The organism is Actinoplanes sp. NPDC051633 (genome assembly GCF_040681735.1).
Taxonomy (GTDB): Bacteria; Actinomycetota; Actinomycetes; order Mycobacteriales; family Micromonosporaceae; genus Actinoplanes.
Genome location: NZ_JBFAZH010001297.1, coordinates 1 through 2,055, shown reverse-complemented (window position 1 = coordinate 2,055; position 2,055 = coordinate 1). Strand labels below are relative to the sequence as shown.

The 2,055-nt window shown below is 69.3% G+C and carries 1 protein-coding gene and 1 pseudogene; both read right to left on the bottom strand.

The window, feature by feature from the left end; all coding sequences use genetic code 11:
* Positions 1-44: 44 nt before the first annotated feature.
* Entirely contained in the window at positions 45-1,724 is a 1,680-nt protein-coding gene (locus AB0M20_RS40275) for a CocE/NonD family hydrolase (RefSeq protein WP_364306424.1), read from the bottom strand.
* Positions 1,725-1,815: 91 nt separating this feature from the next.
* Positions 1,816-2,055 (bottom strand): annotated as a pseudogene (locus AB0M20_RS40270) (GAF domain-containing protein); the annotation flags it as partial.

Genomic DNA, 2,055 nt, shown 5'->3' with positions numbered 1-2,055 from the left:
TTGGTTGCTGGGGCTTTAATGGTTTTGAACTTAGTGGCTAGCAATTAGCCACTATTTTTGTGCAGCCGGGCCCGGGTCACCTGGATCGTGTTGCCGCTCGGGGTGTCCCGCCAGTTCCCGCTGCTGACCGTCCCGATCTGGACGCCGAGCTGGTGACCCACCTCGAAGGTCCAGTCGGTGGACTTCAGCTCGAACGCGACCCGGCCCGCCCGTTCGATCAGCGCGACGTTCTCGTCGAACATCACCGCGGTCCCGTCCGGAGCGACGTCCCACAGCCGCACCATGACGTTGCCGGACGCGCTCGCCTGCAGCGTGACCCGCGGCGTGGCGGTGATTCGCACCCGGGACGTGGTCGGCGTGGACCAGCCGAAGTAGCTGTGGGCGTCGGCCGCCATCGCGGCGCGGGTCTTGGCGGCGGGCGGGGCGGGATCCGCGGCGTGCTCCATGTCCCACTTGCGGTCCGCGGCCGCGGCCGGCGCGGCCAGGGTCGAGGCGACGCCGTCATCGACGTACTGCCCGTCCGGCAGCTTCGCCACGGTGGCCGACGTCGGCTTCGGCCAGGTCGGCTGTGCGCGCCACTGGCCGGTGTTGTCCTCGATGGCGAAGGCGGGGTCGTTGACCTGCGGCTTGATGCCTTTCAGGTAGCGATCGTAGAGGCGCATGACCTCGTCGAAGAAGCCGGCCCGGCCCATCAGCAACCGGCCCTCGCTGTTCCGCTCGTTGCCGCGGACGTGCTCCCACTGCCCCAGCCAGCCCCGCTCGAGACCGTGGTGGTTGTCGAGGTACTCCTCCATGTCCTCCGGCTTGGTGTTGTTCTCGATGAAGCCCTGGGTGACGAACAGCGGGGTGCTCGTGCCCTTCGCCTTCGCGGCGAGGTTACGGGCCCGCCAGTAGGCCGAGCCGAGGTCAGGGTTGTTGTTGTTCGTGAGGTTGTCGGAGAGGCACTCGGGGTGACTCTGCTCGTAGGCCGCGTTGGCCTTGTAGCGGTCGGTGTCGTCCGCCAGCGGTGCGATCGTGGCGATGCTGTTGTAGGCGTTCGGCGTGCCGGTCACGTTGGGCCGGGGTACGCCGTTGCTGAACAGGTAGTTGTACATGTTCCACACCGGCTCCTGGGCGACCACGGCCCGCAGCGCCCCGAGGCGCAGGTTGTTGCCCACCAGACCGGTCACGGCGTCGTACGACTTGCCGTACATGCCCACCTTGCCGGTCGACCACGGCTGCGTCGCCACCCACTGGATCGCCGCCTTGACGTCCGCCTGCTCGCCCGGACCCACCCAGTCGAGGCAGCCGGTGCTCCCGCCGAATCCGCGTAGGTCGACCATGACGTAGGTGTAGCCGCGGGCGAAGAGGTCGGTGCCGCTGGTGAAGTCCGCGAACCGGCTGGACGGGCCGGTCTCGGGCCACCCCTCCGGCCCGGTCTGGCCGGCGTGGCTGAAGTAGGGGCCGACGGCCAGGATCACCGGCGTCTTGGCGCGGGGCGACAGGTGCGCCGGCCGCAGGACATCGGCGTGGAGCTCGACGTCACTTTGGTCGGCGGAGGGGAAGTACGCCTCCGTCCATACCGAGCCCTCCGGCACGCGGGGGTTCTCCTCGTGCGTGACGCCAGGTGGCGCCGTCGCGGGCGCCGGTGCGGGAGCGGCGACTGCTGACGTGCCGCTGACCGCGAGAGTCGCGATCGTGAACAGCGCGCCGACAGCGAAACTCGTCGGTCTGCGAATGGCCATCGGATCTCCCCGAGCGATAGAGAAGTATCTCTGCGGCTCGACGTTATCGCTTCGCGTCCGGTTCGGCCGCCCGAGGCGGTCCGCCCGAAGTTCAACGATTGAGGTACGCGGCCAGGCCGCCGAGTTCCTCGCTGGCGATGAACACCGACCGCACGTTGAGGATGGCCTCCTCGACGTGGGCCGGGCAGCCCCACGCCGCGTCGCCCCAGGAGTCGGCGACCTTGATCTCGGCCGTTTCGGTGCACCCGGAGGAGCCACCGAGCTGGCACCGCTCGGGACGCGGCATGCCGGCCTGCATGGCCGCGGCGGTGCGCATCCGGGCGGCCAGCTC

Bases quoted from the DNA above. Each gene is read 5' to 3' on its own strand.
- AB0M20_RS40275 (WP_364306424.1), bottom strand. From the start codon at position 1,724: ATGGCCATTCGCAGACCGACGAGTTTCGCTGTCGGCGCGCTGTTCACG.